This window comes from Streptomyces sp. NPDC001137 (genome assembly GCF_040298885.1).
GTDB lineage: Bacteria > Actinomycetota > Actinomycetes > Streptomycetales > Streptomycetaceae > Streptomyces.
Genome location: NZ_JBEPBA010000008.1, coordinates 363994 through 390133, shown reverse-complemented (window position 1 = coordinate 390133; position 26140 = coordinate 363994). Strand labels below are relative to the sequence as shown.

21 protein-coding genes and 1 pseudogene are annotated in these 26140 nt (G+C 71.1%); 7 read left to right on the top strand and 15 right to left on the bottom strand.

Annotated features, from left to right (window positions below):
• Positions 1–134 precede the first annotated feature (134 nt).
• Entirely contained in the window at positions 135–4514 is a 4380-nt protein-coding gene (locus tag ABT254_RS19130; RefSeq protein ID WP_351471125.1) for an FtsK/SpoIIIE domain-containing protein, read from the top strand.
• Between the two features lie 101 nt (positions 4515–4615).
• Here the strand turns inward: ABT254_RS19130 and ABT254_RS19125 are convergent, their stop codons facing one another.
• From ABT254_RS19125 to ABT254_RS19070, 12 genes are all read right to left on the bottom strand, one after another.
• The gene (locus tag ABT254_RS19125) at positions 4616–5794 is read right to left on the bottom strand and encodes a putative T7SS-secreted protein (RefSeq protein WP_351471064.1); all 1179 of its coding nucleotides are present in this window, start codon (positions 5792–5794) and stop codon (positions 4616–4618) included.
• A 9-nt stretch (positions 5795–5803) separates the two neighbouring features.
• Positions 5804–6526, bottom strand: a complete 723-nt coding sequence (locus ABT254_RS19120; RefSeq protein WP_351471061.1) for a hypothetical protein — start codon at positions 6524–6526, stop codon at positions 5804–5806.
• Positions 6513–6782 carry a hypothetical protein gene (locus ABT254_RS19115; protein WP_351471059.1) on the bottom strand — a complete coding sequence of 90 codons (270 nt, stop codon included), beginning with the start codon at positions 6780–6782 and terminating at the stop codon, positions 6513–6515. Before ABT254_RS19115 ends, ABT254_RS19120 begins: the two co-directional genes overlap by 14 nt.
• 97 nt (positions 6783–6879) lie before the next feature.
• On the bottom strand, positions 6880–7179 hold the full coding sequence (locus tag ABT254_RS19110; protein WP_030934419.1) for a WXG100 family type VII secretion target: 300 nt from the start codon (positions 7177–7179) through the stop codon (positions 6880–6882).
• A gap of 267 nt (positions 7180–7446) precedes the next feature.
• On the bottom strand, positions 7447–8088 hold the full coding sequence (locus ABT254_RS19105; RefSeq protein WP_351471055.1) for a superoxide dismutase: 642 nt from the start codon (positions 8086–8088) through the stop codon (positions 7447–7449).
• 104 nt (positions 8089–8192) lie between these two features.
• Complete coding sequence (locus ABT254_RS19100) at positions 8193–9575, bottom strand: amino acid permease (RefSeq protein ID WP_351471053.1); 1383 nt, start codon at positions 9573–9575, stop codon at positions 8193–8195.
• Positions 9576–9688: 113 nt separating this feature from the next.
• On the bottom strand, positions 9689–10585 hold the full coding sequence (locus ABT254_RS19095) for a TauD/TfdA dioxygenase family protein (RefSeq protein ID WP_351471050.1): 897 nt from the start codon (positions 10583–10585) through the stop codon (positions 9689–9691).
• A gap of 17 nt (positions 10586–10602) precedes the next feature.
• On the bottom strand, positions 10603–11943 hold the full coding sequence (locus tag ABT254_RS19090; RefSeq protein ID WP_351471047.1) for an LLM class flavin-dependent oxidoreductase: 1341 nt from the start codon (positions 11941–11943) through the stop codon (positions 10603–10605).
• Between the two features lie 135 nt (positions 11944–12078).
• The gene (locus tag ABT254_RS19085; RefSeq protein WP_351471045.1) at positions 12079–12795 is read right to left on the bottom strand and encodes an ABC transporter ATP-binding protein; all 717 of its coding nucleotides are present in this window, start codon (positions 12793–12795) and stop codon (positions 12079–12081) included.
• Positions 12771–13613 (bottom strand): ABC transporter permease, encoded by an 843-nt coding sequence (locus ABT254_RS19080; protein ID WP_351471042.1) that lies wholly within the window; start codon positions 13611–13613, stop codon positions 12771–12773. Before ABT254_RS19080 ends, ABT254_RS19085 begins: the two co-directional genes overlap by 25 nt.
• Before the next feature lie 5 nt (positions 13614–13618).
• Positions 13619–14686 (bottom strand): ABC transporter substrate-binding protein, encoded by a 1068-nt coding sequence (locus tag ABT254_RS19075; RefSeq protein ID WP_351471039.1) that lies wholly within the window; start codon positions 14684–14686, stop codon positions 13619–13621.
• 249 nt (positions 14687–14935) lie between these two features.
• Entirely contained in the window at positions 14936–16111 is a 1176-nt protein-coding gene (locus tag ABT254_RS19070; RefSeq protein ID WP_351471036.1) for an ROK family protein, read from the bottom strand.
• Between the two features lie 435 nt (positions 16112–16546).
• On the opposite strand from ABT254_RS19070, the gene ABT254_RS19065 reads away from it, so the two are divergent.
• The gene (locus ABT254_RS19065) at positions 16547–17125 is read left to right on the top strand and encodes a biotin transporter BioY (RefSeq protein WP_351471033.1); all 579 of its coding nucleotides are present in this window, start codon (positions 16547–16549) and stop codon (positions 17123–17125) included.
• Here ABT254_RS19065 and ABT254_RS19060 read toward each other — a convergent pair.
• Together ABT254_RS19060 and ABT254_RS19055 are read right to left on the bottom strand one after the other, a co-directional pair.
• Positions 17109–18475, bottom strand: a pseudogene (locus ABT254_RS19060) (FAD-binding oxidoreductase). The gene ABT254_RS19065 and the pseudogene ABT254_RS19060 sit on opposite strands and share 17 nt — an antisense overlap.
• Positions 18476–18553: 78 nt before the next feature.
• On the bottom strand, positions 18554–19285 hold the full coding sequence (locus ABT254_RS19055) for an LPXTG cell wall anchor domain-containing protein (RefSeq protein ID WP_351471031.1): 732 nt from the start codon (positions 19283–19285) through the stop codon (positions 18554–18556).
• A 260-nt stretch (positions 19286–19545) separates the two neighbouring features.
• Between ABT254_RS19055 and ABT254_RS19050 the strand changes: the two genes are divergently transcribed.
• The 3 genes from ABT254_RS19050 (at position 19546) to ABT254_RS19040 (ending at position 23067) form a co-directional block, all read left to right on the top strand.
• Complete coding sequence (locus ABT254_RS19050) at positions 19546–21492, top strand: serine/threonine-protein kinase (protein ID WP_450752073.1); 1947 nt, start codon at positions 19546–19548, stop codon at positions 21490–21492.
• Between the two features lie 54 nt (positions 21493–21546).
• Entirely contained in the window at positions 21547–22032 is a 486-nt protein-coding gene (locus ABT254_RS19045) for a ribose-5-phosphate isomerase (protein ID WP_351471025.1), read from the top strand.
• 225 nt (positions 22033–22257) lie between these two features.
• Positions 22258–23067, top strand: coding sequence for an Fpg/Nei family DNA glycosylase (locus tag ABT254_RS19040; RefSeq protein WP_351471022.1), 810 nt, complete (start codon positions 22258–22260; stop codon positions 23065–23067).
• Between the two features lie 7 nt (positions 23068–23074).
• On the opposite strand, the gene ABT254_RS19035 is transcribed toward ABT254_RS19040, so the two are convergent.
• Positions 23075–24313, bottom strand: coding sequence for a GNAT family N-acetyltransferase (locus tag ABT254_RS19035; protein ID WP_351471019.1), 1239 nt, complete (start codon positions 24311–24313; stop codon positions 23075–23077).
• A gap of 162 nt (positions 24314–24475) precedes the next feature.
• Between ABT254_RS19035 and ABT254_RS19030 the strand changes: the two genes are divergently transcribed.
• Together ABT254_RS19030 and ABT254_RS19025 are read left to right on the top strand one after the other, a co-directional pair.
• Positions 24476–25666, top strand: a complete 1191-nt coding sequence (locus tag ABT254_RS19030) for a PP2C family protein-serine/threonine phosphatase (RefSeq protein ID WP_351471016.1) — start codon at positions 24476–24478, stop codon at positions 25664–25666.
• 4 nt (positions 25667–25670) lie between these two features.
• A complete protein-coding gene (locus tag ABT254_RS19025; RefSeq protein ID WP_351471013.1) occupies positions 25671–26138 on the top strand; it encodes an HD domain-containing protein in 468 nt (155 codons plus the stop codon).
• The last annotated feature ends 2 nt before the right edge of the window (positions 26139–26140 follow it).

Genomic DNA, 26140 nt, shown 5'->3' with positions numbered 1-26140 from the left:
CGCGGATGGTTCACCAGTGTGTTCGTGAACCATCCGCGGGCCGGCCCCGTAGGCCATTTCAGTGGCCCGGGAGCCGACTGGCCCCACTCCCGCGGCCCCCGTTCACGCAGGCTGGAGGACGTTCCGTGTCGTTGATGTTGACCGTGGTGGAGGGGGACGGTGACGCGTTCGACGTCCACCTCGACGCCGACCCCGACACGCCCCTGAGCGCCGTCGCGGTGGCGCTGGCCGAGGCGGGCGGCGTCCAGCGGCCCCCGGAGGGCCTCGGCCTGTACGCCGGCGACCGGCTGCTGCCGGCGGACCTGACGCTGCGGGACGCGCCGCTGCACCATGCGGCCGTCGTCGGCCTGGGCCGCCCGGCGGGCAGCTCGTCGGCCGAACCGGACGGGTTGGTGGAGGTCCGTGCGGTCGGCGGGCCCGGGGCGGGCGCGGTGCGCCGGCTCGGCATCGGCGAGTACCGGATCGGGCTGGCGCACGACGGGACCGCCCAGGTGCTGGGCACCGTACCGGACCGTCCGTTCGCCGTCCTGACGGTGAGCCCCGGAGGGCGCTGCCGGGTGGCACCCGACGAGTCCGCGGACGGCGGCCCCCTGCAACTGGACCGCGAGGACCTCGGTGAGCCCACCGCCTGGGCGGTCGGCGAACAGCTCCTCGTCGGCGGCAGCCTGCTCGAACTCGCCCTGCCCGGGCCGCCGGACGCGGCCCTGCAACCGTCGGAGGACGGCACGGGCCAGGACTACAACAGACCGCCGCGGCTGCGGCCGCCGGCGAACGCCACCCGCTTCGTCCTGCCCTCCCCGCCCGCGACGCCCGCAGCCCGCCCGATGCCGTGGATCACCGCGCTTGCGCCGCTGGTGATGGCGGGGGCGGGCGTGCTGGTCTTCGGCCGTTTGTCGATGCTGCTGTTCGGGCTGCTCTCCCCGGTCGCGATCCTCGGCAACTACCTGGTGAACCGGCGCAGCGGACGCCAGTCCCACGCGGACGCGGTCGCCGCCTACAAGGAGAAGAAGGCACGCATCGAGGGCGAGGCGAAGCAGGCCCTGGCGGCCGAACGCACCGCCCGGCGCCGCGGTTTCCCGGACCCGGCCGAGGTCGTCCTGACCGCCGTCGGCCCCCGGCGCCGCCTGTGGGAACGCCGCACCACCGACGCCGACTTCCTGGAACTGCGCATCGGAACCGCCGACCTGCCCTCCGACGTGGTGCTCCAGGACCCGACCAAGGACGAACACCGCCGCCAGGACCCGCGGACCGCGTACGACGTCCCGGTGACCGTTCCGCTGCGCGAGCACGACGTGCTGGGCATCGCCGGCGAGGGCCCGGCCGCGCGCGCCGTGGCACGGTGGGCGGTCGCCCAGGCCGCCGTCCTGCACAGCCCCCGTGACCTCCAGATCCACTTGCTGACGACCGGCGGCCCGGGCCGGGACGCCTGGTCCTGGCTGCGCTGGCTGCCGCATGTGCGCAAGAAGTCCGGCGACATCCCGGCGAGCATCGGCTACGGCACGGAGAGCTGCGCCCGGCGGGTCGCCGAACTGGCCGCGCTGATCGCCGAGCGCGCCGGCGGGGAGGACCGCCGCGGCCGGCCCGGCGGACCGGACGTGCTCGTCGTCCTCGACGGGGCCCGCAGGCTGCGTTCGCTGCCCGGCGTGGCGCAGATCCTGCGCGACGGACCGTCCGTCGGCGTCCGCGCGATCTGCCTGGACGCCGAGGAGCGACTCCTGCCGGAGGAGTGCCACGCCGTCGTCGTCGAGGAACCCGGCCAGACCGTGCGGCTGGGACGCTCGGGGAAGGGCACCGTCGGCGGCATCCGGCCCGACGGGGTGTCCCTGGACTGGTGCCGTTCGCTGGCCCGGGCGATGGGCCCGCTGCGGGACCCGGGCGGGGACGACGAGGAGGCCGCGGTGCTCCCCGGCGCCGCGCGGCTGCTCGACGTGCTCGCCCTCGACCCGCCGCAGGCCGCCGGTGTCAAGGCGCGCTGGGCGGCAGGGGGCCGCTCGACCCGGGCGGCCGTCGGCGTCTCCCTGGACGGCCCGTTCTTCCTGGATCTGCGGCGCGACGGTCCGCACGCGCTGGTCGCCGGTACCACCGGGTCCGGCAAGTCCGAACTCCTCCAGACCCTGGTCGCCTCGCTCGCGGTGGCGAACCGTCCGGACGCGATGACGTTCGTCCTCGTCGACTACAAGGGCGGCTCGGCGTTCAAGGACTGCGTGGATCTGCCGCACACCGTCGGCATGGTCACCGACCTCGACGCCCATCTCGTCGAGCGGGCCCTGGTGTCGCTCACGGCGGAACTCACCCGGCGCGAGCACGTCCTCGCCGAGGCCGGTGCCAAGGACATCGAGGACTACGTCGAACTGCTGGAGCGCGACCCGGCCGGCCGCACACCGATGCCCCGGCTGCTCATCGTCATCGACGAGTTCGCCTCGATGGTGCGTGACCTGCCGGACTTCGTGAAGGGCCTGGTCAACATCGCGCAGCGGGGCCGCAGCCTCGGCATCCATCTGATCCTGGCGACGCAGCGCCCCAGTGGCGTCGTCTCCTCGGAGATCCGCGCCAACACCAACCTGCGCATCGCGCTCCGGGTGACGGACGCCGGTGAGAGCCAGGACGTCCTCAACTCCCCCGAGGCCGCGTCGATCTCGCAGAGCACACCCGGCCGCGCCTATGTGCGCCTGGGCCAGAACTCCCTCGTGCCGTTCCAGTCCGGACGGGTCGGCGGCCGCCGGCCCGGCGCCACGGCGAGCTCGCTGCCCGCGCCCTGGGCGGTGGTGGTCGGCTGGGAGCGGCTCGGCGAACCGCTCCCGCCGCGGCCCCGCGCCGCGGCCGCCCCCGCCGACGTGGAGACCGACCTCACGGCACTCGTCACGGCGATCCGCGAGGCGGACCGGGAGCTGGGCATCCCCGCGCAGCACAGCCCCTGGCTGCCGCCCCTGCCCGAGCAGCTCGTCACCGGCGACCTGCCGCCGGCCCCGCCCTCGGACTACGACCTCGCGCCCGTCGCGTACGGCGTGGTGGACCTGCCCGCCCAACAGGCCCGGCTCCCCCTGGTGATCGACCCCGCGACGCTCGGCCACCTGCACATCATCGGCTCACCCCGGCAGGGCAGGTCGCAGACGCTGCGCACGATCGCCGGCACCCTGGCCCGGGCCCACTCCGCGGACAAGCTGCACATGTACGGCATCGACTGCGGCAACGGCGCCCTGCTGGCGATGGAGGGGCTGCCGCACTGCGGCGCCGTCACCCAGCGCACCCAGCCGGACCGGGTGGCCCGGCTGCTCGCCCGGCTGACGGCGGAGCTCGCGCGCCGCCAGGAGCTGCTCGCCGCGCACGGCAGTGCCGACCTGCCGGAGCTGCGCCGCAGCCTGCCTCAGGAGGAACGGCCGCCGCACATCGTGCTCTTCATCGACCGCTGGGAGGTCTTCGACAAGCAGCTCGGTGAGTACGACGCCGGGAACCTGCTGAGCGCGGTGCTCACCCTGCTCCGGGACGGCGGGAGCGTCGGCATCCACCTGGTCGTGACCGGCGACCGGGCGCTGTTCTCCAGCCGGGTCAACGGCTCGACCGAGGACAAGCTCGTGCTGAAGCTGAACGAGAAGTCCGAGTACGGCATGATCGGGATCACCCAGCGGAACGTGCCCGACGAGATCCCGCCGGGCCGTGCCTTCCGCGCCGCCGACAAGGCCGAGGCGCAGGTCGCACTCCTCACCAACGACCCGGGGGGCCAGGCGCAGGCCGTGGCGCTCCAGAAGATCGCCGAGCAGTGCCGCCGGGATGCGGCCCACCTGCCGGCCGCCTCCCGGCCGTTCCGCGTCGACACCCTGCCGGACCGGCTCACCTGGGAGGAGGCGGTCCGGTACGTGCCGCAGCCGCTGAAGTCCGCGCGCTGGGCCCTGGCCGGTGTCGGCGGCGACGAACTCACCGCGTACGGACCGGACTTCGGTCTCACGCCGACCTTCCTCGTCGCCGGCCCCGCCCGCTCGGGCCGCAGCACGGTGCTGGCGACGCTGGCGCTGTCGCTGCTGTCGGTCGGGATGCCCGTCGTCGTCGGTGCGCCCGCCAGGTCGCCGCTGCGCCGCCTCGCCGGACGGCCCGGGGTCCTCGCGGTGTTCGACGAGTCCGACATCGACCCCATCGCGCTGGAGGAGGCGCTGGCGTCCTCGCGGCGGGGGGCCGTGGTGCTCCTGGACGACGGCGACCTGCTGCTGAAGACGAAGGCCGAGGCCGTCCTCACCCGGATCGCCAAGTCCGGTACCGAGATGCGCCGGGGCCTGGTGATCGCCGGGCAGACCGACCGGCTCTCCTCCGGGTTCTCCGGCTGGCACACCGAGGCCCGCCGCCACCGGTGCGGCCTGCTGCTGAAGCCGCAGAACATGAGCGACGGCGAACTCATCGGCGTCAAGGTGCCCCGCAGCCGCCTGGGTGCTACCCGCCCGGGCCGGGCGATCCTGCACCTGGGCGACGGCGTGCTGCGCACCGTCCAGGTCCCGGAGACGGTGCTCCCGGCGGCCGGGGACTGACCGGTCGTCCATCCGGACCGAGGGCTCCCGCCGTTGACGTCGGCGGGAGCCCTCGGAGCCTGGGGCATGTCCCGGGTCGGATCAGCGCCCGGTGAGCGGCCTCACGCGTCCACACCCCCGCCCGGCGCGTGCCCGGAGAACTCGAGGGGCCCGTAGATGAGGCCGGCGATGCTGGTGATGAGCCCCAGCCCGTTCAGGATGCCGTCCAGCGTCGACAGCGCCGGCCGGGCGCCGACCACGACGGTGGCCGGGACGATGGCGGTGGCTCCCCCTCCGATGAGGTCGAGCTCGATCACCGGTGCCGTCGCGAAGATCTCCGTCGGATAGAAATTCTTGAAGAGGTTCTTGATCCACTGCCCCAGGCCGACCTTCCCCAGGGCGCCGATGCCCTTGCTGGCGAGGACGGCGATCCCGCCCGTGGCGAGCCCCACCACTCCCAGGACGATGCCCACGATGTCCCAGTGCCCGGTATCGACCCCCTTCCCGATCGTGAGGCCCAGCGAAGCGGCTCCGAAGAGGAGAGCGCCCGCGGCGAGCGCGACACCGACGGGACCGGCGACGAACATGGCGACGACACCGAGAACGGTTCCGATGATGGAGAAGACCTGGTTCAGGATGTCCCCGATCTTGTCCCAGAAGCTCTTTCCCTTGACCGCCTCGCCCTCGGCCTCCTCCAGCTCGCGCTTGGCCACACCCGCGTCGGAAGTGCGCAGTTCCTGCGCGTCGAGGGCCAGCAGCCGGGCCGCGTCCAGCTCCGCCTGAGCCGACTCGACGGACTGCGCGGCCGAGGATTCCGCCTCCTTCGCGTCAGCCATGGCACGCCGGGCGTTGCTCCGGGCCGCCTCGTCGTCGGGGGGCGGGGGCTCCGCGCTGTCGAGGCTCTTCACATGGGCGCTCGCCGCGGACGCCACCTCGATCGCCGAGTCCAGCCGCTGTTTCGCCTCGCGGCCCCTTTCCAGCGCGCGGTCCGCCTGGTCCTGGCACTCCCGGAGGCTGATGGCGTACTTCGCGATCGCGTCGGCGGCCGCCTCGTAGGACGACTGGAGCTTGCCGACCTGGGTGGGCAGTTCCTTGAGCTGTGTCCGCAGCTTTTCCATGGACTTGCCCTCGCCGAGCTCGTCGGAGTCCAGTCGGGCGACGACGGAGTGGGCGGACTGGGCGTCGTTGGAGATGGACCGGTACTCGGAGGCGAGTCGTTCAAGGATCTCGGGGTCGCCGGGTGTCGGGTCCGACGAGAAGCCGAACACCGATTCCCAGTCGGCCAGCGGTGGCCGTGCCATGTCCCGCCCTCACTTCCCGTTCTCGGCGCCGGCGACGGCGTCCTGCACAGGGTCCTCGGAGTCGTGGAACCGGAAGGTCCCGGCGACGGCGTCGAACACCTCGAAGAACTTCTCCGCCAGGCTGATGTTGGGCGTCGTACTGGCGAGGATCATCAGGTCCCGGCTCGACGGCACGGGGATCACCACCTGGTGCACGGCAGTGCGGATCGTGGCCTGCCCGAAGTAGTCGAAGTCCTCGAGCGAGGTCATCCGCCCCACGCTGCCCACCTCGGGCAGCTCCATGATCTCCACACGGTTCAGGTCGGAACCCCGCCCGACCGAGGTCCGGCTGTTCTGCACGCCCGCGGCGAGCATCATCTGCGGCAGATCGGTCGGCTCACCCTCGGGGATCCGGGTCCGCAGCACCATCGCCGTGGCGTTCAGCGTGCTGCCGTCCGGCAGGAACCCGAGCAGGTAGCCGACCTGAAGGGCGCCCTGGGCATAGGCTTCGCGCGCGCTCCTGCGGGTCTCCCGGATCAGGGCGTCCACCCGCTCGCGCTCGACCTCCACACCCTTCGCCTGCTCCTCGATCCGGCGCCGGATCGCCACATCCCTGGTGTTCGGGTCGAGGTCGAGGTGCGCCCAAGTGGACGGGTATTTCAGCGTGTAGCGCGCCGGAGCGCCCGACGGCCGCTCATCAGAGGGCAGCAGCCGCGGCGGCCCGTCCCCGTCCTGTGCCTCAAGCAGGTTCATCCAACGCCTTTGCAGCTTCGTTGTCCGTGTCGGTGAAGTTGTCGACGATGCCCTGCGCGGCCTGCTTGAACGTGTCCACGTTCTCCTGGACCCGTTCGTGGCCGGCCGACCATGCGTCGTCGAAGCCGTTGACGGCCGAGATCAGACCGTGGTCGCCCACATCGTCGTCCGAACCGACATTGCTCAACTTCGCTGTCCTGTCGATCCGTTCGCGGATGTCCTGCAACGCGGCCATGGTGTCGGCGAGTTCGTCCACCGGTATCTGAATGCGCGACATGACGCCCCTTTCTCTCCCTGCACCGGCCGGGTTCCGTGGCGCCGGAGCGCCACGGAACCCGGCCGTGGCCGAGAAGTCAGCCGATGGCGCCGGACGTCTGGTCGTCGGTGTCGACGAACGCGTCGGCGACCTGCTTGATGAACTCGCTGACGCCCTGAAGGCCTTCGATCGCCTTCTCGGTGCCGTTCTTGTACTCCTCCCAGAACGGACGGAACTTGCTCTCGGAGCCCGGCGTCGCGTAGGCCGCCTCGACCATCTCGTCCATCTTGGTGTTGGCCTCGTGGAGGCTCTGCTGCATCAGTTCCTTCTGGTGCTGGAGCCAGGTCGACGCCTCCCGCATCTCGTCGGGGCTGATCTTGATGTTGCCGCCGGCCATGTCGGTTCCTTCTCTCGTTCCGGATCGCCGCGGCCGCTCGGCCGCTCACACCCGGCTCTACGAGGCGCCTGCCGGGGCGGTTCACGCCTGTTGCGGAACGGTGACGAAAGTGGCTGGCCACGGGCTTCGGGCGGCCGGCGTCAAGTGGCCTTTCCGGCCACAAGGAAGGCCCTCGCGAGTCACGTCCTCGCGAGGGCCTTCCTCTTCATCCGCCCGCTACGTGAAAGGTGAGAAGACGATCACGAGCAGGACGCTTCGATGTCTGCGTCAGGGCGTCAACAGCAATACGTCCGCACGGGACTTCGCCGCCTCGTAACGGCGCGCCACGTCCTGCCAGTTGACGACCCGCCACATCGCCTCGACGAAGTCCACCTTCTGGTTGCGGTACTGGAGGTAGAAGGCGTGCTCCCAGGCGTCGAAGACGAGGATCGGCACCGAGCCCTGCCCGACATTGCCCTGGTGGTCGTAGACCTGCTCGACGATCAGCCGGCCGCTCAGCGGCTCGTACGCGAGGACGCCCCAGCCCGAGCCCTGGGTGGTGGCGGCGGCCTTCGACAGCTGCGCCCGGAAGCCGGCGAACGACCCGAAGGACTCGGCGATCGCCTCCGCGAGCTCGCCCACGCCGTCCGCCGCCAGCGGCTCACCGCCGCCGTCACCCGTCATGTTGTTCCAGTAGATCGAGTGCAGGATGTGCCCGGACAGATGGAAGGCCAGGTTCTTCTCCAGCCCGTTGACCGCCGCCCACGACTCCTTGTCCCGCGCCTCCGCCAGCTGCTCCAGCGTGTCGTTGGCGCCCTTCACATACGCGGCGTGGTGCTTGTCGTGGTGCAGCTCGATGATCTCGGGGCTGATCACGGGCGCGAGCGCGGAGTAGTCGTACGGCAGGTCGGGCAGCGTGTAGACGGGCATGGGGGTCCCCTCCAGAACTCTTATTGCAAGTGACTTGCAACTACACGCTAGCAACAAAAAACCCCCGCGCGTACACGGGGGCTTCCTGCTCGGGGCGACTGTCGTCAGCGCCTGGCCCGCTGCCAGGCGTACCCCACCGCCGCCAGGACGGCCGTCATCCCGCCGGTGGAGTAGAGCTGCACCCGGGTGCCGGGCTTCCGAGCCATCAGGACGAAGATCGCGGCCATGGCCGCCAGCGCCACCCAGGTCAGCCACGGGAACCCCCACATCCGGACCACCAGCTTCTCGGGCGCCTGACGGTCCAGCCGGGCCCGCAGCCGCAGCTGGCTGACCGCGATGAAGATCCAGACGACCAGGATCACCGCCCCGATCATGTTCAGCAGCCAGGGGAAGACGTCGTCCGGGCGCCAGTAGCTGAGGACGACACAGACGAAGCCGAAGACGGAGGAGGCGAGGACGGCGATCCTCGGCACACCGCCCGACACCCGGCCCAGCACCTTCGGGCCCTGGCCGCGCTGGACCAGGGAGTAGGCGATGCGCGAGGAGCCGTAGATGTTGGCGTTCATGGCGGAGAGCAGGGCGACCAGGACGACCACGTTCATCAGCTGTCCGGCGCCCGGGATGCCCAGGTGGTCGAGGGCGGCGACGTACGGGCCCTTCTCGACGACATCCTTGGAGTCCCACGGGACGAGCGTCACGATGACCGCCATCGAGCCGATGTAGAACAGCGCGATGCGCCACATCGCGGTGCGGACGGCGCTCGCGACGCCCCGCACCGGGTCCTGCGACTCGGCCGCCGCGATGGTGACGGTCTCCAGACCGCCGTACGCGAAGATCGAGGCGAGCACGCCGACGATCAGGCCCTCGCTGCCGTTCGGCAGGAACTCGGTGAGGTTCGCCGTGCCCGGGGCGTCCGTGCCGGGGAGCACGCCCGCGATGGCGAGGACGCCAAGCACCAGGAACAGGCTGATCGCGCCGACCTTCAGGGCCGCGAACCAGAACTCGAACTCGCCGAAGTTCTTCACGGCGGCCAGGTTCGCGACACAGAACACGACCATGAACAGGGCCACCCAGCCCCACTCGGGCGTGTGCGGCAGCCAGCCCGTCACGATCTTCGCGGCGCCGATGCCCTCCAGCCCGACGGCAGTGCAGAGCAGCACCCAGAAGGACCAGCCGGCGGTGAAGCCCGCCCACGGGCCGATCGCCCGTTCCGCGTGCGCCGAGAACGAACCCGACGACGGATACGCGGCCGACATCTCGCCGAGCATCCGCATCACCAGCATCACGAGGAGACCGGAGAGGGTGTAGGCGACGACGATGGAGGGTCCGGCGGCGGCGATACCCGCGCCGGAGCCGACGAACAGACCGGCGCCGATGACCCCGCCGAGGGCGATCATCGACAGGTGGCGCTGCTTCAGGCCGTGGGACAGGGTGGCGTCGGCGTCCGCCTGCGGCGGCGACTCGACCTCGGTGGTGCTGCTGGGCATGGGCGCGGCTCGTCCAGTCCATGAGATGGGCAAAAACGCCCACAGTCTGGGCGGCCTCTCCGCTCAGCAGGAGAGGCCGCCCATTATCCGGACAGGCCCGGTACGTGCTGTGACTATGCGGCTACGGATGTGTAGTGCGAGGCGTCGCCCTCGATCGAGTAGCTCTCCTTGCCCTCGATGCCGACCGGGATGTCACCGGCGACGGTCACCCGGTGCAGACGGCGCGGCAGACCGTCGTAGTTGTCGATGGCGTAGTGCTGGGTGATGCGGTTGTCGAAGAGGACCAGCTGGTTCTCCGACCAGCGGTGGCGCAGGATGTTCTCCGGCCGGGTGACATACGCCTGCAGCAGGTCGAGGATCTTGCGCGACTCGCCCGGCGACAGGCCCACGATGCGCTGCGCGAACCCGCCGATGAACAGCCCGCGCTCACCGGTCAGCGGGTGCACGCGGACCACCGGGTGGACCGTGCGGTACTTGATCGAGGTGAACTGGGCGCGCTGGGCGGCCTGCTGCTCGTCGAGCTCCTCCTCCGGTACGGCGTAGTCGTAGTCGTTGGTGTGCTCCGCCCACAGCGTGTCCGCCAACTGGCGGAGCGACTCGGGGAGTTGGCGGTAGGCGGCCGCCGAGTTGGCGATCAGGGTCTCGCCGCCGTACGGCGGGATCGTGATCGAGCGCAGGGTGCTGGCCTGCGGCGGATTCAGGACGAAGGTGACGTCCGTGTGCCAGTGGTTGGCGGCGCGGCCGCGCTCGCTGTCGACGGGCAGGACGTTCGGGACGCCGTCCACGGAGGAGACCGTCGGGTGGGCGGTGGTGACGTCGCCGAGGTGGCGGACGAAGGCCTGCTGGCCCGCGTCGTCGAGGTGCACGTCGTCGAAGACGAGCGCCTTGTGGACGCCCAGGGCCTCACGGACGGCGGCGGTCGTCTCCTCGTCGAGCGGCTTGGAGATGTCGACGCCGGAGACACGGGCGCCGATGTGGGCGGTGACCTTCTGGACTTCGATGTTGGACATGGGAGGGGCCGGTCCTTTCAGACGAGGGCGGGTTCCTGGGTGGAGTACTGGTTGGCGGGGCGGGGGAGGCCGTAGCGCTCCCGGAGGGTCTGGCGGGGGCCGTACTCGGTGCGGAGCAGACCTCGGGCACGCAGGATCGGGACGACCTGCTCCACGAAGGTGTCGAGCCCGGAGGGCAGCACGGCGGGCATGATGTTGAAGCCGTCGGCGGCGCCCTGCGTGAACCACGTCTCGACCGCGTCGGCGACCTGCTCGGGCGTGCCCGCGAAGGTGAGGTGGCCGCGTCCGCCGCCGAGCCGGCCGACCAGCTGCCGGACGGTGAGGCGCTCGCGCCGGGCGAGTTCGACGATGAGGGTGTAGCGGCTCTTGGCGCCCTCGATGGCGTCCTCGGGCGGCAGGTCGGACGGCAGGCGGGCATCCAACTCCAGTGACCCTTCCGGGAGTTGGAGAAGACGTTCCAGGCGGTCCACGCCGTGCGTGTACACGATGTGGTCCTCCAGGACCTGCTCGTTCGCCCGCGCCTCGGCCTCCGTGGACCCGATGACCGGCACGATGCCGGGCAGCACCTTGATCTGCCCGGGGTCCCGGCCGGCGGCCGCCGTACGGGACTTGAGGTCGGTGTAGAAGGCCTGGGCGTCGGCCAGGGTCTGCTGGGCGGTGAACACGGCCTCCGCGTAGCGCGCCGCGAACGCCTTGCCGTCCTCGCTCGACCCCGCCTGCACGAGCAGCGGGTAACCCTGCGGGGAGCGGGGCACGTTGAGGGCGCCCTCGACGCTGAAGTACGTCCCCTTGTGCCGGGGCGGATGGATCTTCGCGTCGTCGCCCCAGACGCCGGCCGCCTTGTCGCCGACGATGGCGTCGTCCTCCCAGCTGTCCCAGAGCTTCAGCGCCACGTCGAGGAACTCGGCGGCGCGGGCGTACCGGTCGGCGTGGGCGGGCTCGTGCTCCAGACCGAAGTTGCGCGCGGCCTCGGCACCCGCCGTGGTGACGATGTTCCAGCCGGCCCGCCCGCCGCTGATGATGTCCAGGGAGGCGAACTTGCGGGCCAGGTTGTAGGGGGAGTTGTACGAGGTGGAGGCCGTGGCGATCAGCCCGATGTGCTCGGTGGCCGTCGCCAGCGCGGTCAGCAGGGTGAGCGGCTCCAGGGCGCCCGCGGGACGCTGGGCGAGATTGCCCCACAGCTGCGGCCCGTCGGCGAGGAAGAGGGAGTCGAAGGTGCCGCGTTCGGCGATCCGGGCGAGCCGCACATAGTGGTCCAGCTCGACATGCGCATACGGATCGCTCTCGGGAAGCCGCCACGAGGCTTCGTGGTGGCCGGTGCTCATGAGGAAGGCGTTGAGATGGAGCTGGCGGGGCATGGGGTGTCCTTTACGGTTTTTCAGCGAGGCCGGCTTCATTGAGCGCCGGGTGCGCAAATTCAGCCCGTCCGGCGTTTGAGGACGAGGCCCTTTCGGGGCCGAAGCGGGGGCCTGGGGGCGGCAGCCCCCGGACGGTCACCCCACCCCCTCGGTGACACCCAGCGCCGCGAGCAACCGCTCCCGGTACTCGCCGCGCGCCGCCGCATCCCGCTCGATGGCCAGATCGACCGAGATCCGCCCGGAGTCGAGCACCAGCACCCGATCAGCGAGCACGATCGCCTCGTCGACGTCATGGGTGACCAGCAGCACGGACGGCTGATGCCGCTTCCACAGCTCCCGCAGCAACGCGTGCATCTTGATGCGCGTCAGCGCGTCCAACGCCCCGAACGGCTCGTCGGCCAGCAGCAGTTCGGGCTCGCGGACCAACGACCGCGCGAGCGCGGCCCGCTGCGCCTCGCCGCCGGACAGCTCGCTCGGCCAGGCCCGCTCGCGCCCCTTGAGGCCCACCTCGGCGAGGGCCTCGCGGCCCTTCCGCTCGGCATCCTTGCCGTCCAGGCCGAGGAGTACGTTGTCCAGGACCCGCCGCCAGGGCAGCAGACGGGAGTCCTGGAAGACCACGGACACCTTCTCGGGGGCGGTGAGCCGGCCACTGCCGGCGACCTTGTGGTCCAGGCCCGCGATCGCCCGCAGCAGCGTGCTCTTGCCGGAGCCGCTGTGCCCGAGCAGGGCCGTGAACTGTCCCACCGGGAGGTCGAGGTCGATGCCGTCGAGGACGGTCCGCCCCTCGAACGACCTGGTCAGGCCCCGGAGCTGGACGGCGGGCCGGGTCAGCTGCTCAGTGTGCGGCGCCATGACAGCACCCTCCGTTCGACGAGACGGACCGCGCTGTCGGAAACCAGGCCGAAGATCCCGTAGACGAGCAGGCCCACGAGGATGACGTCGGACTGGCCGTAGTTCTGGGCCTGGAACATCATGTAGCCGAGCCCGCTGGTGGCGTTGATCTGCTCCAGGACCACCAGGCCCAGCCAGGAGCCGGTCACCCCGAGCCGGAGTCCCACGAAGAATCCGGGCAGGGCGCCGGGCACGACGATCTGGCGGATGAACCGGAAGCGGGACAGCCCCTGTACCTCGGCGAGTTCGACGAAGCGGCTGTCGATGCCGGACAGCGCGGCGTGCGTGTTCAGATAGATCGGGACATAGACGACGATCGCGATGATCGCGATCTTGAACGCCTCGCCGATGCCCAGCCAGAGGATGAACAGCGGGATCAGACCGAGCGTCGGGATCGCCCGGTTGAGGTTCACCGTCCCGTCGATCAGCGCCTCGCCGACCCGGCTGAGCCCGGCGGCCAGCGCCAGCACGACACCGGCCGCGAGACCGATGGTGAAGCCGTACGCGGCCCGTTCGAGGGAGGTCAGGATGTCCGTGGGCAGCGTCCCGGCGCTCCACAGCCGGCCGGCGGTCCGCAGCACCGTCCAGGGCGCGGGGATCGCGGCCGGGTCGAGCTGTCCGGCGGCCGAGGCGGCGGCCCACAGGGCGAGGAAGAGGGCGGGGCCGATCAGCCGGGAGGCGGGCAGCCGCCTGCCGGGGGACAGGCCGCGGCGGGGCCGTACCGGACGGCTCTGCTCCTGGACCTGTGCCGGGAGTGCGGTGGGCGTGGTGGTGGTCATGGCGGTCACCTCCGGTACTCCGCCGGCACGGCCTTGGCGGCGATGGACTCGAAGCGGTGGTCGAAGAGCGAGGAGACGTCGAACTTCTTCACGAAGCCGCCCTCCGCCAGCAGATCGGCGGTCTCCTGCTCCCACTTGATCGCCTCGGTCCAACTCGGCGGGAACAGAGGCTTGTTGGCGAGTTTGCTGATGCCCCGGGCCTGCGCGCGGGTCAGGTTCTGGGTCTTGACGTAGAACTCCTCGTTCCAGGCGTCGGGGTTCTCGTACGTCCAGACTTGGCCCTTGGCCCAGTAGGGGATGTACGCGGCGACCGCGGCGGCCTTCGCGGAGTCGTTGAGCACGGAGGTCGGCGCCCACAGCAGGTTGAGGAGGTCGACGACGTCCGTCGTGATGGCGTGGGCGCCCTTGGACTCGTACTGCCCGAGATAGGCGGGCGCCTGCTGGTTGGGGAGCGGCGCGATGTCCACCTGGCCGGACTGCAGGGCGGTCAGGAACTGGTTGCTGGTCAGCGGGACAAGGTCGACCTCGTCGTACTTGAGTCCCGCCTTCTTCAACGCCCGCAGGAGTACGACACCTTGGGCCTGGCCCTGCGAGAAGGCGAGCTTCTTGCCCTTGAAGTCGGCGACTGACCGGATGTCGCTGCCGGGCTTGGTGGCGAAGAGGTAATTCGGCTTACGGGTGATGTTGATTGCGACGATCTTCGCGTCGAAGCCCTGGTAGTGCGCCTGGATCGGCGGGATTCCCGCGTTGTTCGCGACGTCCAGGGATTTGGCGCGGAAAGCGTTGATCACATCCGGCCCTGCGCCGATGTTCAGCCAGTTCGACACCTCGAAGGGCAGGTCGCCCAGCTTGGCCAGCTTGAACTGGAGTTGCTCGGTGTTCTGATAGGAGGCGATCTTCAGGCTCGTACCGGAGGGAACCTTGTCGGCGAGCGGCGCGGTCGAGACGCCTTTGCTGTCGGCGGATGCGCTGCCGCCCGCGCAGCCGGTCAGACCGGCGACACCGGCTGCGGCACCGAGCACTGAAGTGAGAAAGAGCCGTCGGTCGACACCGGGCACGGCGGAGGAAGGCATGGCAGGACTCCGTGAGGTTCAGAGGGAACGAGCGCAGAAAAGCCAGGAGCGCGGAGGGGAGGAGCGCAGGCGGAATTCCGGCAGAAGAATGCCAGGGGGAGGGAATTCCGCGGTATTTACGCAGGGAGAAATGAGCGCTTCACACGCGGCAACGTGTCAGCAACAAAGGGTGCGACAGCTCACGATCGGGCTCATGAGTACGATGTTCCTGGTCGGCGGTGAGCCGTGTCAACATTCGGCGATTCTGAATTAAATAGCCTCAGGTCGAGCGGCCAGCGGATCCCGGTAGAGCACGTCGAGGGCCACCGAACCGCCCGCCACGGCGAGCACCGAATCCGGGAAACTCGTGGGCATGACGGCAGCCGCGCGCTCGTCGCCGACCCCTTCGCGCAACGCGTTCAGGCAGTCCTCCCGGTGGATGATCCCGACCTCCGTCACGACCACCGTCTCCGGATTGAGCACGTCGAGGAGCAGCCGCGCCGCCCGCCCGATCGCACCCGCCCGCTGCACCAGCAGCCGTACCGCCTCGGGATCGTCCGCGGCGGCCGCCGCGACCACATGCATGGGATTCACGCCGTCCGCCACGCCCGCCTCGCCCGCCCGCCGGCACAGCGTCCGCTCGCTCAACTCGGCCTGCAGGCAGCCGGTCCGCCCGCAGGCGCAGGGCTCCGTGCCGCCCGGCACCGGCAGATGCGCGATGGCGCCCGCCTGGGAGCGGGGCCCGTGGTGCACCTCGTCATGGGTGGCGAACGCCGCGTCGACGACATTGCCGACGAACAGGTGCAGCATGCTCCCGCTGCCCCGCGCCCGCCCGAACAGCCGCTCCGCGTTGACCAGCGCCCGCGCGTGGCCGTCCACATGGACCGGCAGCCCGGTGCGCTCGCCGAGCACCTCGCGCACCGCCACCTCACGCCAGCCGAGCAGCGCGTGCTCCACGACGGTCCCGGACCCCCGGTCCACCCAGCCTCCGACGGCCACGCCGACACCGAGAGCTCGGCAGCGGGGGTTGCCGGCCAGCAGCGCCCCGAGCCCCTCGGCGGCCCGGGCGAGCACCCACCCGGGATCGGTGCGTTCGTGCTTCAGCTCGCGTCGCGCCACCACCCGGCCGCGCAGATCGAGCAGCGCGACCGTGGTGTAGGGCACCGCGACATGCACCCCGCCGACCACGAACCGGGAGTCGTCCAGGTCGACGGGGACGTGCGGGCGGCCCACCCCGTTCGACTGCCGGGGCGCGGCCGACTCGCGGATCAGGCCCAGTTCGGTGAACCGGGCGCAGTAGTCCGTGACCGACGCCGGCGAGAGCCCGGTCAGCCGGGCGATGGTGCTGCGGGCCACCGGACCGTGCTCCAGCACGGACCGCAGCACAACGCTCGCGCTGGTACGGCGGCGGGTGGAAGTGGAGGGGGACGCAAGGGGAGATGCCATGGCAGAGGGCATGGGAGACCGTCCTCGGGAACGGGGCCGACACGTCTCGGAGGTCGAGGCGCGCCGCGGCCCGCCTCACACCGGACGGCGACAGGTGGCAGCGCCCTGGCGTCGCAGGTCGACATAGCGACGCGACGTGAAGTTCCGGGCCTGGGCAACCATGGCTCGAAGGGTAGGCCAGAAAAGGTGAATCCGGCCAGACCACTAGGATTCATTTGGGGGGACCCTACAGACCTGCCCGTCTTCTGCGAGGTGAGCACGGCCTCCCTGCCTCAGTGACCGGTGTCACGCGAACCCCCGTGTAACCAGCATCGTTTGTTCGGAGCCCACCAAGCCCGCGTTCCCGCCTTTGTCGACCGCTGACGGTGATCGGCTCGAGTTCGCTGGGATAGCGTCACCGTGTCCCTGCATGTCCCCGTCACCCGCGGAGTCCCCATGAGCACCGCTGCCGCCACCGCCCGCCCCCGCGAGGTCCTCGCCGACCTCCTGCCCGCGTCCCGCGTCCGGGACATGGCACTCGTGCTCGGCGGCGCCGCGCTCACCGGTCTCGCGGCCCAGATCTCCGTGCCCGTCCCGGGCTCCCCGGTGCCCGTGACCGGCCAGACCTTCGCCGCGCTGCTGGTCGGCACGGTGCTCGGCGCGAGCCGGGGCCTCGCCTCGCTCGTGCTGTACGCGCTGGCCGGTCTCGCCGGTGTGCCGTGGTTCGCGGGCGGCAGCTCCGGTGTCTCCGTCTCCTTCGGCTACATCCTCGGCATGCTCCTCGCCTCCACCGTCGTCGGCGCCCTGGCCCGCCGCGGCGCCGACCGGTCCGTGCCGCGCATGGCGGGCACCATGCTGCTCGGCGAGGCGATCATCTACGCCGTGGGCGTCCCGTACCTGGCCTACGCCGCCGACATGTCCGCGTCCGCGGCGATCGCGGCCGGTCTCACCCCGTTCCTGATCGGCGACGCCCTCAAGGCCGCCCTGGCGATGGGCGTCATGCCCACCGCCTGGAAGCTCATCGACAAGCGCTGAGGTTGTAGTTCCCACGGAAGAGGTTCGCCGGGTCGTACGACGACTTCAGCTCGGCGAGCCTCTTGTGCGTTCCGGCGTCGTACAGTCCGTCCGTCCGGTCCCCGGCGCCGAAGGCGAAGTTGAGCGCACGCCCCATCGTGACCGGAGCGAGCGGCGCGAACGCCGGATCCAGCACCGCGCGCGCCGCGTCCCGGTCGCCGACCGTCAACAGCCGTAGCAGGAAGCGCCCTTCGCGGTACGGCACCGAGTTCGGTGCGGACCGGGCGAGCGCGCCGCCCAGGTGGTTGATCTGAAGGACGCACATCGGACCGCCCGCATCCGGTCCGGCGGCGGCGAGGACCGCACCGGCCCGGTCCACGTCCAGCTCGCTCAGCACCGCACTGTCCCCGTAGTACGCGTGCGGGAAGTCAGGGTCGCTGTGGATGGTGTGGCTCTCGGCATAGGGCATCTCCCGCAGGGAGTCGGCGAGCACCGGCCCCGACTCCCGCAGCGGGGCGAGGAGCCGCTCACCGTCGGTGCCGGTGTACGCGACACGCACGGAGACGACGTACCGGCCGCGCAGCTGCGGCGGCAGCGCCGGGACGTCCGGATACGGTACGGCCGCGAAGGACGAGGTCAGCCCCTCGGGTACGGTCCGCGACCACTCCTCGTACGCCCGCAGCAGGGCCGCCGGGTCGACCTGGCGGCCGTCGAACGCGAGCGAGCCGCCGTAGAGCGTCCGCACCGGCACGAGGCCGATCTCCAGCTCGGTGACGACGCCGAAGTGGTGGCCGCCGCCGAGCAGCGCCCAGTACAGGTCGGGGTCGGACCCCGCGGTCACATGCCGGAGCCGGCCGTCGGCCGTGACGAGGTCCAGGGAGCGCACATGGTCGGCCGCGTACCCGAACTCCCTTGCCAGGATGCCCAGTCCGCCGCCCAGCGTGTAGGACACGGCGCCGACGCCCGGCGCCGAGCCTCCCCCACTGCCTAAAGCGTGGGAGGTGCCCCCATTCGCGGAGCCAGGCCGTACGGCTCGGCGGCCGCCACGACCTGCCCCCAGCGGACGCCGGCCTGGAGGCGGGCGGTACGCGCCTCGGGGTCGACGATCACCCGGTCCATCCGCTTCGTCGTCACCAGCACCCCGCCCTCCGAGGCGCCGGGCAGCCCGTGCCCGGTGGCCTGGACGCCGACCGGCAGGTCGTGTTCGGCCGCGTACCTCACGGCGGCGATCACGTCGTCGGCCGAGGCGGCGGCGAAGACGACGGCGGGCCGCTGGGCGAAACCGGTCTGGAAACCGGCGAGTTCGTCCTCGTAGCCGGGCTCGCCGGGACGGAGGACGAGCAGGTCAGTGGTGTGGTCGGCGGAGTTCATGCAACGGATCGTGCCCGCATAACCTGACAAGTGCCGTCAGGTTATGCGGGCGCTTCGCGACCGGCCGGCCCAGGGTGCTCAGCCGCCCAGCCGCTGCCGGGTGGGCCGCCGGGAGGACCACCACAGGCCCGCCGCACCGGCCGCGATCAGCGAGGCACCGGCCGCCCCCAGCGGCAGGACATCGCGCCCGACACCGGTCTTGGGCAACTCCTTGCCGCCGCTCGGGGCCACCGGCTTGTTGTCGGTGCCGAGGAGCAGCGGGGTGGCCGGCGCGTTCGGCGACGGATTGGTCGTACCGAACGGAACCGGTCCCTGCTGCCAGTACGTCTTCTTCCCGTCACCGGACTGCACCGGCAGGCAGATCTTGCCGGTCTTGTGCAGGTCGTACGTGGCGTCGACGGCAAACGACTTCGACTTCCCGGCCGCGAGATTGTCGATCGGGCAGGAGAAACCGCTGTTTGAACCGGCCGGAAGGTTCTTTCCGTCAATCTGGGAGCAGCCTTGAACGCTCTTGACCGTGAGGCCGTCGAAACCGACGACCAAAAGCTGGATCTTTCCGCTGTCCTTGGTCCCCCCGTTCTTCACCGTGGCGGTGAGAGCCGTCTTTTGCGAGCCGTTGTCGACCGAGATCCTGGAGGGCAGGAGCGTGGTCAGCTTCACACCTGCCGGTGCCTCGTCGACGGCCTTTCCCCCCTTGCTGCTGCCGGGCCCCTGGTCGTCCGCGCTGGCGGTGAAGGAAAGGATCATCACCGCCGAGAAAGATGCCGCGACCAGCGATCCCGCGATGGTCGTCGTGCGACGAGAACTCATGTTCACATCCCCCTTGGCTGCGCCTGAATTCGCAGTACTTGAAGAGCTACCACAAGATTTCTCCGCACTATGCTGGTACGTCATGAAGTGTGACCATTGTGTTTCAGTCGGGGTGCGTTCGAGGTAATTGAGGTAGCCGAGGGAATTTCGGTGGCTGAGGGGGGTGCAGCGGATTGCCGGGGAATGAGAGAAGCGGCGGAGTTCCAGGGCTGTTGGTGACGGGACGCTACCGGTTGGTCGAAAGCATCGGCCAGGGAGGAATGGGGCGGGTGTGGCGGGCCGCCGACGAGATGCTCGACCGCCAGGTAGCCGTCAAGGAGATGCGCATCGACGGACTGGACGCGGAGGACACCCGCACCCGCCGCGAACGCACGCTCCGCGAGGCCAGGGCCACCGCCCGGATCGACCATCCCAATGTGGTGCGGGTCTACGACGTCGTGGACGAGGGCGAACGCCTGTGGATCGTCATGGAGTTGGTCGTCGGCCGCTCCCTCGAACGGATCATGGTGGAGGAGGGGCCGCTGGGGCCGGGCGAGACGGCCCGGATCGGGCTCGGTCTGGTGGAGGCGCTGCGCCAGGTGCACGCACGCGGTGTCCTGCACCGGGACATCAAACCGGGGAACGTCCTGGTGGAGGACGGCGGCCGGCGCATCGTCCTCACCGACTTCGGCATCGCCGCGATCCAGGACGCCAAGGCGCTCACCATGGTCGGCATGCTCGTCGGCTCCCCCGACTACATGGCCCCCGAACGCATCTCCGGCCGCCCCCAGGGCCCGCCGTCGGACGTGTGGTCGCTGGGCGCGACCCTCTGCGCGGCCCTGGGCGGCCATTCCCCTTTCTCCCGCGAAACGACCCTGGCCACACTGCACGCGGTCCTCTACGAGGAGCCCGAACTCCCCGCCGCGGCAGGCCCCCTGAGCGACATCCTGGCGGCCCTGCTCGAAAAGGACCCCTTGGTCCGCCCGGCCCTGCACGATCTCGAGGAGGCCCTGCGCCCGATCGCATACCCGGCGCCCACGCCGACCCTTCCCGTGGGCGGGGGAGAGGACGACGGTGCGGCTGCGGCGGGGCAGGGGGCGGGGCCCGAGTCCGGCCGGCCGACGAACACGGAAGAGCCCTCCCACTCCCCGGAGCCACCCGGGACCGAACCGGTCGAGGGCACGGATCCGGGCCCGGCGGGCGCTCCCGCGGCCGAAGGGACCGCGCGTGCCGAAGCGGAGCGGGAGCCGGAGCAGCCCGGCGGGGCCGAGAGGCCCACCCCGGTCTACCTGGACACCCGTCTGGTACGCGCCGCACGCGACCCCAGGCAACCCGCGCCCGCCCCGATCAACGACGCGGTGCCCCGAGAGCTGCCGGACACCCACGACTTGCGCCGAGACCGCTTTCCGGCGCCGACCCCCATCCCCGAGGCACCACCACCCCGCCCTCCGGAAGTGTTCCCCACACCTTCGGCACCCTCAGGACCCGTGCAGTTCCCCAACGCCTCCACCGAAGTCCGCTCCGAACCGCGCTCGGGGGCCCGCTCCGAGACCTCGTCCGCCAACTCCGCGCCCCCCGCACTCCAGCGGCCCCCCGCACCCCAGCGGCCCGGCGGCCACCGTGCCGCACTCGTGGCCGCCGTCGGTCTGGTGGCGGCCGGTGCCGTCGTCGCCGTACTCCTGCTGACGAACTCCGGAAAACCCGGTGGCGACCACGCGGACTCCTCGACCGCACCGACGACCTCCGCCACGACACCCCCCGGCAGCCCGTCGCCCACAGTGGAGGGCACGTCCAGGCCGCAGAGCCTGCCCCCGGGCGCGCACCGGGAGGCCGGCGGGTTCGCCTGGGCGCCGCCGCGGGGCTGGCGGCGGGACCTGAAAACAGGGGCGGAGGTGCACTACACGTCCCCCGACGGCGCACAGGAACTGGTGGCCAAGTCGTCCCTCGCCCGCGGCGACCTGATGGAGAGCTGGCAGAAGTCGGAGCAGGGCGCCCGGCAGGGCCAGGACTACCGGAAGATCCGCCTGGAGAAGACGACGTTCCGCGGCAACCCGGCCGTGGTCTGGGAGTACACCTTCACCCTGAAGGGCACCCCCTGGCACGCCCGGCTGCTGGGCTTCGACCAGGACGGGAAGTCCTACCAGATCAACACCTGGTACCAGCCGCAGACCGAAACCCAGGCCCTCAGGACCTACGACAAGGTCAAGGACAGCTTCGTGGTGCTGTGACCGGTGCGGCACCCGAGGCTGCCGCCCGGAAACAGCCATGTCACACTCGGAACCATGCGCGTGTATCTCGGCTCCGACCATGCCGGCTTCGAACTCAAGAACCACCTCGTCGAGTGGCTCAAGGCGGCAGGCCACGACCCCGTCGACTGCGGCCCCCACATCTACGACGCCCAGGACGACTACCCGCCCTTCTGCCTCCGCGCCGCGGAGCGGACGGCCGCGGACCCCGACTCCCTCGGCATCGTGATCGGCGGCTCCGGCAACGGCGAGCAGATCGCCGCGAACAAGGTCAAGGGCGTCCGCGCGGCCCTCGCCTGGAGCGAGGAGACGGCCTCCCTCGGCCGCCAGCACAACAACGCCAACGTCGTGGCGGTGGGCGCGCGCATGCACACCCAGGAGGAGGCGACAAAGTTCGTCGAGACCTTCCTGGGCACCCCGTTCTCCGAGGACGACCGCCACATCCGCCGCATCGACATGCTCGCGGCCTACGAGACGACGGGCGACCTCCCGCCCATCCCGCCCCACCACCCGCAGCAGTAATCTTTTCAGCCCGTCCGGTGCCTGAGTCTTTCAACCCGTCCGGCGTTTGAGTCTTTCAGCCCGTCCGGCGTTTGAGGACGAGGCCGTTCAGGCCGATGGGGGTCCAGGGGGCGGAGCCCCCTGGCGGGGTCGAAGGGGCGGAGCCCCTGGGGACGGGAACGGGTAGGGGCGGCGGGGGCGAAAACCATGCCCTCAGCCCCCACCCCCGGACGAACAGGAGCCACCGTGCCAGAGGGGCACACAATCCACCGCCTGGCCAAGGACTACGCCACAAGATTCCTCGGCACGAGCCCCCACGTCACCAGCCCCCAGGGCAAATTCTCCGACGCCGCAGAACTCCTCGACACCGCCGAACTCACCCACACCGACGCCCACGGAAAACACCTCTTCCTCGGCTTCCGGGACACGGACTGGGTCCACATCCACCTGGGCCTCTTCGGCAAGGTCACCTTCGGCGATGCCCCGCCGCCCCCACCCACGGACACCGTCCGCCTCCGCCTCGCGAACGCCACGTCGTACGTCGACCTCCGCGGCCCGACGACCTGCGCGCTCATCACGGACACCGAGAAGCAGGCGATACACGACCGCCTCGGCGCCGACCCCCTGCGCGAGGACGCCGACCCGCGGACGGCGTACCGCCGAATCTCCCGCAGCCGTACGACGATCGCCGCACTCCTCATGGACCAGAAGGTGATCGCAGGCGTCGGCAACGTCTACCGCGCCGAGGTCCTCTTCCGCCACGGCATCGACCCCTACCGCCCCGGCAGGGACGTCACCCCCGCCGAGTGGGACGCGATCTGGTCCGACCTGGTCGAGCTGATGCACGAGGGCGTCCGCCACAACCGCATCGACACCGTCCGCCCGGAACACACCCCCGAGGCCATGGGCCGCCCGCCGCGCGTCGACGACCACGGCGGCGAGGTGTACGTCTACCGCCGGGCCACCCTGCCCTGCCACATCTGCGGCGGCGAGATCCGCACCGCCGACCTCGCCGCCCGCAACCTCTTCTGGTGCCCCGCCTGCCAACAGCGCTGACGCGCCGCTAGAAGCCGTGCGGCAGCCAGGGCGTCACCGGCGAGCCGAACGCCGGCGACGCCTCCGCCAGCGCGCCCCGGCGCAGCTCGCGCACCCGGCCGGCCGCCGCCAGCGACACGAGCGACACACCGCCGAGGTACGCCGAGCCCAACTCCCGTACCGACAGGGCGAGATCGGCAGCGTCCGCCGTACGCTCGCACGACGAGCCCTTCGGGTCGCCGGTCAGCCGCCAGCGGCCCTCGTTCCAGGGGCAGAAGGCGTCCTCGACCTCCAGCACCACGTCCACCGGCGTCTGATACGTGCGCGCCTGAAGCGCGGTGCCCACGTCCACCAGCCGTACGTGCAGCGAGTCCCGGACCAGCAGCGAGCAGCGGCGGATGTCGGACACCATGTGCTGCCAGGGCTCGTCCAGCGGCCGCCGCCGTGCGTCGATCCTCGACGTGAGGTCGATCTCGAACAGGAACCGCCAGAGCGCCGCGTGCGCCGCCGCATCCAGCGCGTCCACGTCCTGTGCGACCACGGTCCCCTTGGGACCGGCAGCCTCCCAGTCCGCCTTGACCCGGAAGCGCGCGTACCCGACGACCTCGCCGTCCCGCTCCGCGAGCACGCACTGCAGCGGCGACGCACCGTCGCGCTCGCTCTCCGGGTCGAGCACCCACAGCCGCTCCCAGCCCGGAATCCGCGCCACCATCCCGGGCCGCCGCGCGACCAGTTGGGCGTACACCGCCTCGCACGCGTCGAGTACGTCGGCCGGCTCGGCGTACCGCAGCCGTACGTCATCGGTGCCGGGCGGCACGGACAGCCGTACACGCGTCGTGTCGATCTCGGCGTTGACGTGGTACGTCCCGACGCCGTACCCGAACCGTCCGTAGATCGCGGGTTCGGACGCCGTCAGGACGGCCAGCGGCTCGCCCCAGGACCGTACGTCGTCCAACTGCCGCCGCATCATGGACGTCAGCACCCCGCGCCGCCGGTGCGTCGCGGCCACGGACACCATGGTGACGCCCGCCGCGGGCACCGCGGCCCCGCCGGGCACGGTCAGCCGGAAGGAGAACGCGCCCGCCGTCCCCACGCACGCATCACCGTCCCAGGTACCGATGGAACGGTCCGTCTCGGTGAGTTCACGCCACAGCGCCCGCTCCTCGGCCGACTCCGGAACCCCGCCGAAGGCGCGGATCAGGTTGTCGTACCACTCGTCCCAGTCTTCCCGGCGCAGCACGCGCAGGTCAGTCACGTCAGTCCCCATGAACCATGCCTACCAGGGCATTGCGGGACGAGCGAGGGAATTTCGCCTTGGCGGACCCGCGACGGCTTTCTGTGAAGTTCACTGTGAAGTTGAACCTCGGACGGGGGACAAGTGGGACCTCCCGTGCCAAGCAGCTGGTCCGATGGATAGGGTCCCGAACTAATGGCAGCAGGACGAGAGCGGCGCGCAGCAGCCGAGACGTTCACGGCCCGGTTGAAGATGGAGTGGCACCGGGTCCGCGTCGGCCTGCGCAGAAGCGCCGTGGACTACTTCCGGGGGGACGGCTCCGACTGGGTCGCGCTCGCCGGTCTGCTCCTCACCGTCCCGCTGATCGCCGCCGTCACCCTCGCCAACTCCGTGTGGTGCTCACCGGCCGTCCTGGTCCTGCCGATCGTCGCGGGCGGCCTGCTGCTGCGCCCGGCGAGCCTGCTCGGTCTGTACGCGGCCGCGGCCACGGCACTGATCGTGGAGTCGGTGAAACTGGGGCCCTACACGGAGGGCCCTTCCCGTGTCACCCCTGGCGTGGTGCTGGTGGTGGCCGCCTGCGGCTTCTTCGGGCTGCTCATCGCCCAGTTCCGCAGCCGGGTCGGTGTGCCCTGGCGGCGCGGCGGCACCATGCTCTTCGACCTGCGCGAACGCATCCGGGTGCAGAGCAAGCTGCCGCAGCTGCCGGTCGGCTGGCACCGCGAGATGGCGCTGCGCCCGGCGGGCGGCCAGTCCTTCTCGGGCGACTTCGTGGTCGCCGCCCGCACCAACGGCGGCCGCACGTTGGAGGTCGTCCTGACGGACGTCTCCGGGAAGGGCATGGACGCGGGCTCGCGCGCCCTGCTTCTGTCGGGGGCGTTCGGCGGCCTCCTCGGCTCCCTGCCCCCGCACGCGTTCCTGCCGGCGGCCAACGGCTATCTGCTCCGCCAGGACTGGGACGAGGGCTTCGCGACCTCGATCCACCTCGTCCTGGACCTCGACTCCGGCGACTACGAGCTCTACTCCGCGGGCCATCCGCCGGGTCTCCAGCTCAGCGCGGGCAGCGGCCGCTGGGAGGAGAAGGCGGCCGAGGGCCCGCTCCTCGGTGTGTACGACGGCGCGCAGTTCGACCCCGTGAAGGGCTCGCTTCGCCCCGGTGACGTGTTGATGCTGTTCACGGACGGCCTGGTGGAGACCTCCGACCGGGACATCGTCGAGGGCATCGACCGCCTCACGGGCGAGGCCGACCGCTATGTCGCCGGCGGCTTCCACGGCGCCGCCTGGCACCTCATCGAGGCGGTCGCGAAGGACGTGAACGACGACCGCGCACTGCTGCTGATCTGCCGGGAGGGCCCGACTGCGACCTCCCAGCCACCGAGCCTGGGCTGAGCCGATGACCGAAACCCCTCGGGTGCCGATGACCCTCGCCGAAGTCGAGGCCACCGCCCGTGCCGCCCACGAAGGCCAGACGGACAAGGCGGGACGCCCCTACGCCGAGCACCTCCGGGCCGTCGCCGAGGGCGTACGCGCCCGGGGCGGCGACGAGGACCAGACGGCGGCAGCCTGGCTCCACGACGCCGTCGAGGACGACGCGCTCTCCGAGCAATGGCTGGAAGAGGCCCCCTTGAGCGCCCGCACGAAGGACATCGTCCTGGCGCTCACCAAGCGGGCGGGGGAGGCACCAGAGGCGTACGCGGCCCGAATCCTCGCCACTCCGGGCGCCCTGTTGGTGAAGGAAGCGGACCTTGCCCACAATGCGGATCCGGCGCGCCTGGCCCGCCTGACCGACGAGTCGACCCGCAAAAGACTGACCGAGAAGTACACACGGATGCGTGCACTTCTCGGCCTGTCTCAGCAGTAGCC

Coding starts and splice junctions, on each gene's coding strand:
- ABT254_RS19130 (WP_351471125.1), top strand. CDS start 135: ATGTTGACCGTGGTGGAGGGGGACGGTGACGCGTTCGACGTCCACCTC.
- ABT254_RS19125 (WP_351471064.1), bottom strand. CDS start 5,794: ATGGCACGGCCACCGCTGGCCGACTGGGAATCGGTGTTCGGCTTCTCG.
- ABT254_RS19120 (WP_351471061.1), bottom strand. CDS start 6,526: ATGAACCTGCTTGAGGCACAGGACGGGGACGGGCCGCCGCGGCTGCTG.
- ABT254_RS19110 (WP_030934419.1), bottom strand. CDS start 7,179: ATGGCCGGCGGCAACATCAAGATCAGCCCCGACGAGATGCGGGAGGCG.
- ABT254_RS19105 (WP_351471055.1), bottom strand. CDS start 8,088: ATGCCCGTCTACACGCTGCCCGACCTGCCGTACGACTACTCCGCGCTC.
- ABT254_RS19100 (WP_351471053.1), bottom strand. CDS start 9,575: ATGCCCAGCAGCACCACCGAGGTCGAGTCGCCGCCGCAGGCGGACGCC.
- ABT254_RS19095 (WP_351471050.1), bottom strand. CDS start 10,585: ATGTCCAACATCGAAGTCCAGAAGGTCACCGCCCACATCGGCGCCCGT.
- ABT254_RS19090 (WP_351471047.1), bottom strand. CDS start 11,943: ATGCCCCGCCAGCTCCATCTCAACGCCTTCCTCATGAGCACCGGCCAC.
- ABT254_RS19085 (WP_351471045.1), bottom strand. CDS start 12,795: ATGGCGCCGCACACTGAGCAGCTGACCCGGCCCGCCGTCCAGCTCCGG.
- ABT254_RS19080 (WP_351471042.1), bottom strand. CDS start 13,613: ATGACCACCACCACGCCCACCGCACTCCCGGCACAGGTCCAGGAGCAG.
- ABT254_RS19075 (WP_351471039.1), bottom strand. CDS start 14,686: ATGCCTTCCTCCGCCGTGCCCGGTGTCGACCGACGGCTCTTTCTCACT.
- ABT254_RS19070 (WP_351471036.1), bottom strand. CDS start 16,111: ATGGCATCTCCCCTTGCGTCCCCCTCCACTTCCACCCGCCGCCGTACC.
- ABT254_RS19065 (WP_351471033.1), top strand. CDS start 16,547: ATGAGCACCGCTGCCGCCACCGCCCGCCCCCGCGAGGTCCTCGCCGAC.
- ABT254_RS19055 (WP_351471031.1), bottom strand. CDS start 19,285: ATGAGTTCTCGTCGCACGACGACCATCGCGGGATCGCTGGTCGCGGCA.
- ABT254_RS19050 (WP_450752073.1), top strand. CDS start 19,546: ATGGGGCGGGTGTGGCGGGCCGCCGACGAGATGCTCGACCGCCAGGTA.
- ABT254_RS19045 (WP_351471025.1), top strand. CDS start 21,547: ATGCGCGTGTATCTCGGCTCCGACCATGCCGGCTTCGAACTCAAGAAC.
- ABT254_RS19035 (WP_351471019.1), bottom strand. CDS start 24,313: ATGGGGACTGACGTGACTGACCTGCGCGTGCTGCGCCGGGAAGACTGG.
- ABT254_RS19030 (WP_351471016.1), top strand. CDS start 24,476: ATGGCAGCAGGACGAGAGCGGCGCGCAGCAGCCGAGACGTTCACGGCC.
- ABT254_RS19025 (WP_351471013.1), top strand. CDS start 25,671: ATGACCGAAACCCCTCGGGTGCCGATGACCCTCGCCGAAGTCGAGGCC.